The sequence below is a fragment of the Brucella sp. IR073 genome (genome assembly GCF_049065735.1).
GTDB lineage: Bacteria > Pseudomonadota > Alphaproteobacteria > Rhizobiales > Rhizobiaceae > Paramesorhizobium.
Genome location: NZ_JBAKHD010000009.1, coordinates 134,825 through 142,258 on the forward strand (window position 1 = coordinate 134,825; position 7,434 = coordinate 142,258).

Here is a 7,434-nt window from a genome sequence, read left to right on the forward strand (position 1 = left end):
GTTCTCCGGTGTTAGAATTCTTAGGCTGGCAAAAGCTCAGCCCGGTCTATCCTGGCTGTCGCCCCCTTGGCCGCCAGTCTATCCGCCGGACCATCCGGCAGGACGAGTTCTTCCGATGCCGAGCCGTAGAGCCGGGCGAGGAAATCGTTGGTAAGTGCCGAGGACGGGCCGTCATAGACGATCGCGCCGTCGCGCATGGCGATGGTGCGCGGGCAATAGCGCCGCGCATATTCGACCTGGTGCAGCGAAACGAGCACCGTGATGCCGTCCTTGGCGTTGATATCGGCCAGCACATCCATGACGCGGCGGGCGGCGGAGGGATCGAGCGCGGAAATCGGCTCATCCGCGATGAGGATTTCCGCTTCCTGCACCAGCGCGCGGGCAATCGCTGCGCGCTGCTGCTGGCCACCCGACAGCGTCGAGGAACGCTGTGCCGCCCTCTGCGCAATGCTGACCCGCTCCAGTGCCTTGCGCGCCTTCGCCTTCTCCGCCCGGTTGAAGAGACCGAGCGTTCCGCGCCAGCGCGGCATGCGTCCCAGATGCCCGATCAGCACATTGGTCAGCACCGATAGCCGTCCGACGAGGTTGAACTGCTGGAAGATGACCGCCACGCGCCCGCGTCGGGCCCGGCGAAGGAAGCGCCCTGCCGATTGCGTCAGCTCGCCCGATATCTCGATCCGCCCCGCGCCGCCATCGCCCGCTTCAAGCCCGGCGATGTGGCGGATGAGCGTGCTCTTGCCGGAGCCGGACGCGCCGATCAGCGCGACCATCTCGCCCTTGGCGAGCGTCAGGCTGACATCGTTCAGCGCCCGGGTGCCGCCATAGCTTTTCGAGAGATTGGAAACAGCGATTGCCGTCATGCGCCTTCCCCCTGTTTTTCAAAGTTAAAGCCCGGTTCGGTGATGCCTGCATGATCGTTCGATGACGGATCGATGAAATTTTCCTGGCTCTCGTAAAGAGCAACGAAATCCTCCGCCGGCAGCCGGCGGAAATCCTCGAGCGCCTCGGCCAGCCGCGCATGCGGCCAGTCCCACCAGGCGAGCCGGTCCATGCGCCGCCCCAGTTCTGCACTGAACCGCTCGCGGATAAGCCGCGCCGGAACGCCGCCGACGATGGTGTAGGGCGCGACGTTGCGCGAGACGACCGCGCCAGCGCCGATGACAGCGCCATTGCCGACCGTGACGCCGGAGAGGATCGTCGCGCCATGGCCGATCCAGACATCGTGGCCGATAACGACACGCCGGCTGCGCCGCCATTCGAAGAAGCTCTCCTCGTCATCGGCGCCGTCGAAATAATCGCCCGCCCGGTAGGTGAAATGATGCAGCGTTGCCCGCCAGGTCGGATGGTTCGGCGCATTGATGCGGACGGCGGAGGCGATATTGGCGAATTTGCCGATTTCGGCGCACCAGATCGAGCAATCCTCCATGACATAGGAGTAATCGCCCAGCACCGTCTCGCTCATGCGCGTGCGCGCCGCCACTTCGGTGTAGCGCCCGAGCGTCGATTGGCTGACGCTCGCCGTTTCGTCGATATAGGGGATATTTTCCGACAGTTTCGGCATCACGCAGCCCTCCGCGCTGAAAAGCCCGATACGTCGATCATCCGCGTCGCCACCGCATCGCGCACCGGCTGGTCATGGAAAATGCCGAGAATGGCGACGCCGGCCGCGAGCTTCTCGCGGATCATTTCGATCACCACATCCCGGTTGGCCGCGTCCAGCGAGGCGGTCGGCTCGTCGAGAAGCAGGATGGGGTGCTCGGTGATGAAGCCCCGGGCGATGTTGACCCGCTGCTTCTCGCCGCCCGAGAAGGTGGCAGGCGGCAGGGAGAACAGTGCTTCGGGCAGGTTGAGCCGCCGCAACAGCTGCGCCGCTTTGGCCCGCGCCTCCGTGCGGTCTACGCCACGAGAGACGAGCGGCTCGGCCACCACATCGAGCGCCGCCACGCGCGGCACTGCCCGCAGGAACTGGCTGACATAGCCGATGGCGCTTTGCCGCAAGGCGAGCACGAGGCGAGGATCGCCGGTGGCGAGGTCGTGAGCGTTGTCTCCAGCCCGCACCCAGATATGGCCGCTATCGACGGCATAATTGCCGTAGACCATGCGCAGGATCGATGACTTGCCCGCGCCCGACGGCCCGGCCAGCACGACGCATTCGCCGGGGAAAAGATCGAAGGCTACATTCTCCACCACGGGTAGCTTGAGCCCGTCGCGCAAATGCATGGTGAAGGACTTCGCCACATGCGCAAGGGACAGCACCGCTCCGTCCGCCATCGGCCGTTCTTTCGCTTCCATAATCATGGGTCAGGACTCCGGGATCGAGGCGACGAGAAGCTGGGTGTAGGCATGGCGGGGGTCATCCAGCACCCGGTCGGTGAGGCCCGTCTCGACAATGCGCCCGCTCTTCATCACGATGATGCGCTGCGACAGGAGCCGTGCGACGGCAAGGTCATGGGTGACGATGATGACCGCGAGGTTCATGTCCGTCACCAGCCCGCGCAGGAGGTCGAGCACCCGGGCCTGCACCGACACGTCGAGCCCGCCGGTCGGCTCGTCCATGAAGATGAGCCGGGGATGGGTGACGAGATTGCGCGCGATCTGCAAGCGCTGACGCATGCCGCCGGAGAAAGCGACCGGCTGGTCGTCGATCCGCTCGGGAGAAATCTCGACACGGCTCAGCCAGTCGCTCGCCGTCCGGCGGATATTGCCGTAATGCCGCTCGCCCACCGCCATCAGCCGCTCGCCGACATTGGCCCCTGCCGACACCCGCATGCGCAGGCCGTCAGCCGGGCTCTGGTGAACAAAGCCCCAGTCGGTGCGCATGAGGAAGCGCCGCTCCGCCTCCGAAAGTTCGGCAAGGTCGGGAAAACGATTGTCCCGCATGCGGTAGCGAATGCTGCCCGAAGTACGCGGGAGACGCCCGGAGATGCAGTTGAGCAGCGTCGTCTTGCCGGAGCCGGATTCGCCGACGATGGCGACCACTTCGCCCGGCCAGACATTGAACGAGACGTCCGTGCAGCCGATGAAAGAACCGTAACGCCGTTCCAGATCGCGGACGGAAAGGATCGGATCGCTCATGCCGCGTCCTCCTCATGAATTTGCGGAAGGCCCGGACCGCTATGGCCTTCGGCCCGGCGGGTTTCGCAATGATCGGTGTCGGAGCAGACGAACATCCGCCCGCCGCGATCGTCGGTGACGACTTCATCGAGATAGACGCCGGTCGCGTTGCAGAGCGCACAGGGCTGGCTGAAACGCTGGATGGAGAATGGGTGGTCCTCGAAATCGAGACTTACCACCTGGGTATAGGGCGGCAATGCATAGATGCGCTTCTCGCGCCCAGCGCCGAAAAGCTGGAGCGCGGGGGAATTGTGCATCTTCGGATTATCGAATTTCGGGATCGGCGACGGGTCCATCACATAGCGGCCCTCGACCTTCACCGGATAAGCATAGGTGGTGGCGATATGGCCGTGCCGGGCGATGTCCTCGTAGAGTTTCACCTGGATGAGGCCGTATTCCTCCAGCCCGTGCATGACGCGCGTTTCGGTCTCGCGCGGCTCGAGGAAGCGCAGCGGCTCGGGAATGGGCACCTGATAGACGAGGACCTGCCCCTCCTTCAGCGGCGTCTCCGGGATGCGGTGCCGCGTCTGGATCACCGTCGCCTCCGCCGTTTTCGTGGTCGTTGCGACATTGGCGGTCTTGGCGAAGAAAGCGCGGATCGAGACCGCATTGGTGGTGTCATCCGCGCCCTGATCGATGACCTTCAGCACATCGTCCGGGCCGAGGATCGAAGCCGTCACCTGTACGCCGCCAGTGCCCCAGCCATAAGGCATTGGCATTTCGCGCGAGGCGAACGGCACCTGATAGCCGGGTATGGCGATTGCCTTCAGGATAGCGCGCCGGATCATGCGCTTGGTCTGTTCATCGAGATAGGCAAAATTATAGGCCGGGAGCGTCATTCCGCCGCCTCCTTCATGTCCTGTTCATCCTGCTGACGCCCCTGCTCGCTTTCCCGGCGAAGCTGACGCAGAAGGTCGAGCTCGGCCTGGAAATCCACATAGTGCGGCAGCTTCAGATGCTCGACGAAGCCGGTCGCCTCGACATTGTCGCAATGCGCCAAAACGAATTCCTCGTCCTGCGCCGGGGCGGTGCGCTGCTCGTCGAATTCATCGGCCCGCAGCGCCCGGTCGACGAGGCTCATCGCCATCGCCTTGCGTTCCGACTGGCCAAAGACGAGGCCATAGCCGCGCGTGAAGCGCGGGCCGCCGTCCTTCGATCCCGTGAATTGCGAGACCATCTGGCATTCGGTGACACGGATCGAGCCGATATTCACGGCGAAGCCCAGTTCGGGAACATCGATCTCGACATCCACCAAACCTATGCGCACCTCGCCGACAAAGGGATGCGTGCGGCCATAGCCGCGCTGCGTGGAATAGCCGAGGGACAGGAGAAAACCTTCATCGCCCCGCGCCAGCGCCTGCAGCCGCACATCCCGCCCGGCCGGAAACGATACGGGATCGCGGGTGAGGTCGCCGGGCTCGGAATCGGAACGCGTGTCCGGTTCGATCAATCCCTCGCTGTCGAGGATATCGGTGACGCGCGGGACGTCGCTCTCCATCTCCGCCTCCCGCCGCGCGGGTTCTTCGACAGGCAGATCGTCGGCCATCGCCGGGTCGATCAGACGGTGCGTGTAATCGAAGGTTGGGCCGAGCAATTGCCCGCCCGGAATATCCTTGTAAGTGGCGGAAACCCGCCGCTCGATGCGCATGTCAGCCGTGTTGATAGGCCGGGACATGCCGAAACGCGCCAGCGTCGTGCGATAAGCGCGCAGAAGGAAGATCGCCTCGATGAGGTCGCCCCGCGCCTGCCGCACAGCCATTGCCGCAAGCTCGGGATCGTAGAGCGATCCCTCCGCCATGACCCGGTCCACCGCGAGCGAGAGCTGCTCCACGATCTGCTCCGGCGTCAGCGCCGGGACGGAGCGGTCGCCCCGCCGCCGATCCGCCAGCAGCTTGTGCGCCTTGTCGATGGCGGCTTCACCGCCTTTTACCGCGACATACATGATTACACCTCGATCCGGGTTGTGCGCGGCAGCGCGAGCGCCTTTGTCCCGCACACGAGAACGACGTCGAAGCCCAGCGGATAAAGCACAACATTCGCCTGGATCGCCTCAACGAAGCTCTCGGGCAGTTCTCGGGGCGCGATAGCAGTTGTTTTCTCGATGCCCGGCCCGCGCAGGGTCAGTTCCCGCCCGCCTTCAAGGCTTACAACAGGCAGCACCAGCGTCGCGGAACGATCCGGATACTCCGCGGTGCCGACCGCGAAGCGGCCCCAACTGTCCAGACTGGACATGTCGTTCAGCACCGCAAAACTTGCTTCTGTGGCGTCAGGCACCGCCACCGCACCGGTATGGAAGGCGAGCCACTGTTCGGCTTCCGTGGAATCCGCCGCCTCGAACCAGACAGGCGTGTCGAAATCGGCGAGCGTCAGCAGGATCGCCGCAGCCGCCGGTTGGATGGGCGCCGGCGCCGACGCCACATCGCCGAGATCATGTATGGTTCCGGGACGTGCGAAAGCATCCATGACGGCGCGGAACACCGCTTGCGAAGTAAAGACGGGATCGGCGAAGCCGCCTTCGAAGACATTGGCCTGCATCAGTCCTCTCCCCGCACCATGGTGAAGAAATCCACCCGCGTCGCCGCCGTCTCCTCGGCGAGCTTGCGGCGCTCCGCTTCCAGCATTTCGATTGCCGGGGTCACGCATTCCCGCTCCACGACGGGCTCCCACTCGGGCACCTGCCGGAGGGCGTCGAGATGGGCCACGGCCTTGGCCTTTTCCGGGTCGCGCCCCAGCACGATCGAATGGCCGACCTCGCCCGTGGCAAGCTTCACCGTCGCGCGGGTCACGCTCGCCTCGCCGAGATTAAAGGGCGCCCCTCCCCCGCCGATCCGGCCGCGCACCATGACCGCGCCGATCTCCGGCCCTCGCACGGGCAAGGCCTGCGGCGCGCTCGCCCTGATCTTTTCGTAGCGCTCCTTCAGCGCCGCCGCCGGCATCGATGCCAGCGCATCGAGCGCCCGCTTGCGCTGGTCGAGCGCCGTGTTTGCGGATGGTTCCATCATGCACTCCAATTTGTCTATTTGTATAGACAATCAATCTTTTTTGACTTATAGCGCGGAATCGATGACGGGTCGATGACAGCGCGAAAATTTTTCGAAAGAGCGTGAAACGATGAATGTGATGGATGACGGCATTTCCCGCTGGCGGCGGGTCGCGGATGCGCTACGCGCCGCCATTGGAGAGGGGCGTTACGGCGACCGCCTGCCGCCGGAAATCGAGCTTGCCGGTGAGTTCGGTGTCAACCGCCACACGGTCAGGCGGGCGATTTCGGCGCTGTCCGATGAAGGGGTCTTGCGGGCCGAGCGCGGTCGCGGCACCTTCATCAATGAAGTCCAGCCGCGCATTACCTATCCCATCGGCACGCGGGCGCGCTTTTCGGAGAACATGGTCAAGCAGTCGCTGGAATCGGCGGGACGGCTGATCAATTCCGAGCGCGTCGCCGCCGACCGGGCACTAGCCTCTCTGCTAGAACTGAAGCCCGGAGCTCCGCTTTTCAAACTGGAAAAGATGACAGTGGTGGACGGCGTACCAGTCTCGCGCTCGACGGGCTATTTCCCGAGCGAACGGTTCCCTAACATCATCGCTGCCTATGCCGAGACCGGCTCCGTCACCCAATCGCTGAAACAGCACGGCCTCAACGACTATCGCCGGCGCGAGACGCGGCTGACCGCCGAGAGGATTTCACCTGCCGATGCCGACGTGCTGCAATGCGCTCTGGATTCCATCGTCCTCGTCAGCAACGCCATCGATGTCGATCTCGATGACGTGCCCGTCCAGTTCATCCGCACCCGCTTTTTGGCGGACCGGATCGAGCTGGTGTTCAAACCCTGACACTGGGTGCGGCTCCCATCAATCTAAAGGGAAGGAGCGGACGGGTGGAAATGCCCGCCCGTTTTTCGTTTGAGGTTATCCACAGGGGCGGGGGAGGGCGTTTTGAAAAAAGTTCATGTTGGCGCATTTTTCCGTGTTGACAGTTCCGTTAGGTGGGGCCTATATAGCGCCACAACGACGGCGGCGGCGCCACTGGCGACAGGATGCTTCGTCTCTGAGGTAGGATGAGAAACTGGTTTCTTGTTTTGCCGTAACGGTCTGAAAAGACTGGAGAATTTAGGCCTGGTGGCGAAAGCTTGAAAGGTCGGTTGGCTCTGAAAAAAAGAGTTGACAGCGGAAACGAAAGCGATCATAAGCCGCGCCTCGCCGGTTCGGTTTTGAGGCTCCGGAAGCTTCTTGGGTTTGACCTGAGATTGGCGGTCGAGCGGTTCGTTCCGGTTCTTGTTTGACACAGATGTGTGTCGGTTCTTTGACAGTTGAATATGGAAG

Annotated in this window: 9 protein-coding genes; 1 reads left to right on the top strand and 8 read right to left on the bottom strand. The window is 63.5% G+C overall.

What is annotated here, in order from left to right; translation table 11 throughout:
- Positions 1–20: 20 nt before the first annotated feature.
- Genes phnC through phnG form a run of 8 tightly spaced genes read right to left on the bottom strand, consistent with a single transcriptional unit; the run spans position 21 to position 6,113 of the window.
- Positions 21–860 (bottom strand): phosphonate ABC transporter ATP-binding protein, encoded by an 840-nt coding sequence (phnC, locus tag ACOWVG_RS17255; protein WP_420963570.1) that lies wholly within the window; start codon positions 858–860, stop codon positions 21–23.
- Positions 857–1,561 (bottom strand): DapH/DapD/GlmU-related protein, encoded by a 705-nt coding sequence (locus ACOWVG_RS17260; protein ID WP_420963571.1) that lies wholly within the window; start codon positions 1,559–1,561, stop codon positions 857–859. The genes phnC and ACOWVG_RS17260 overlap by 4 nt, the downstream gene beginning before the upstream one ends.
- A complete protein-coding gene (gene phnL, locus ACOWVG_RS17265) occupies positions 1,561–2,298 on the bottom strand; it encodes a phosphonate C-P lyase system protein PhnL (protein WP_420963572.1) in 738 nt (245 codons plus the stop codon). Before phnL ends, ACOWVG_RS17260 begins: the two co-directional genes overlap by 1 nt.
- 3 nt (positions 2,299–2,301) lie before the next feature.
- The gene (gene phnK / locus ACOWVG_RS17270) at positions 2,302–3,075 is read right to left on the bottom strand and encodes a phosphonate C-P lyase system protein PhnK (RefSeq protein ID WP_420963573.1); all 774 of its coding nucleotides are present in this window, start codon (positions 3,073–3,075) and stop codon (positions 2,302–2,304) included.
- A complete protein-coding gene (locus ACOWVG_RS17275) occupies positions 3,072–3,953 on the bottom strand; it encodes an alpha-D-ribose 1-methylphosphonate 5-phosphate C-P-lyase PhnJ (RefSeq protein ID WP_420963574.1) in 882 nt (293 codons plus the stop codon). Before ACOWVG_RS17275 ends, phnK begins: the two co-directional genes overlap by 4 nt.
- Positions 3,950–5,056 (bottom strand): carbon-phosphorus lyase complex subunit PhnI, encoded by a 1,107-nt coding sequence (locus ACOWVG_RS17280; protein ID WP_420963575.1) that lies wholly within the window; start codon positions 5,054–5,056, stop codon positions 3,950–3,952. The genes ACOWVG_RS17275 and ACOWVG_RS17280 overlap by 4 nt, the downstream gene beginning before the upstream one ends.
- Before the next feature lie 2 nt (positions 5,057–5,058).
- Positions 5,059–5,649, bottom strand: a complete 591-nt coding sequence (gene phnH, locus ACOWVG_RS17285) for a phosphonate C-P lyase system protein PhnH (protein WP_420963576.1) — start codon at positions 5,647–5,649, stop codon at positions 5,059–5,061.
- Positions 5,649–6,113 (bottom strand): phosphonate C-P lyase system protein PhnG, encoded by a 465-nt coding sequence (phnG, locus tag ACOWVG_RS17290; protein WP_420963577.1) that lies wholly within the window; start codon positions 6,111–6,113, stop codon positions 5,649–5,651. The genes phnH and phnG overlap by 1 nt, the downstream gene beginning before the upstream one ends.
- Positions 6,114–6,225: 112 nt before the next feature.
- On the opposite strand from phnG, the gene phnF reads away from it, so the two are divergent.
- Positions 6,226–6,945 carry a phosphonate metabolism transcriptional regulator PhnF gene (gene phnF, locus ACOWVG_RS17295; protein ID WP_420963578.1) on the top strand — a complete coding sequence of 240 codons (720 nt, stop codon included), beginning with the start codon at positions 6,226–6,228 and terminating at the stop codon, positions 6,943–6,945.
- Positions 6,946–7,434 lie beyond the last annotated feature (489 nt).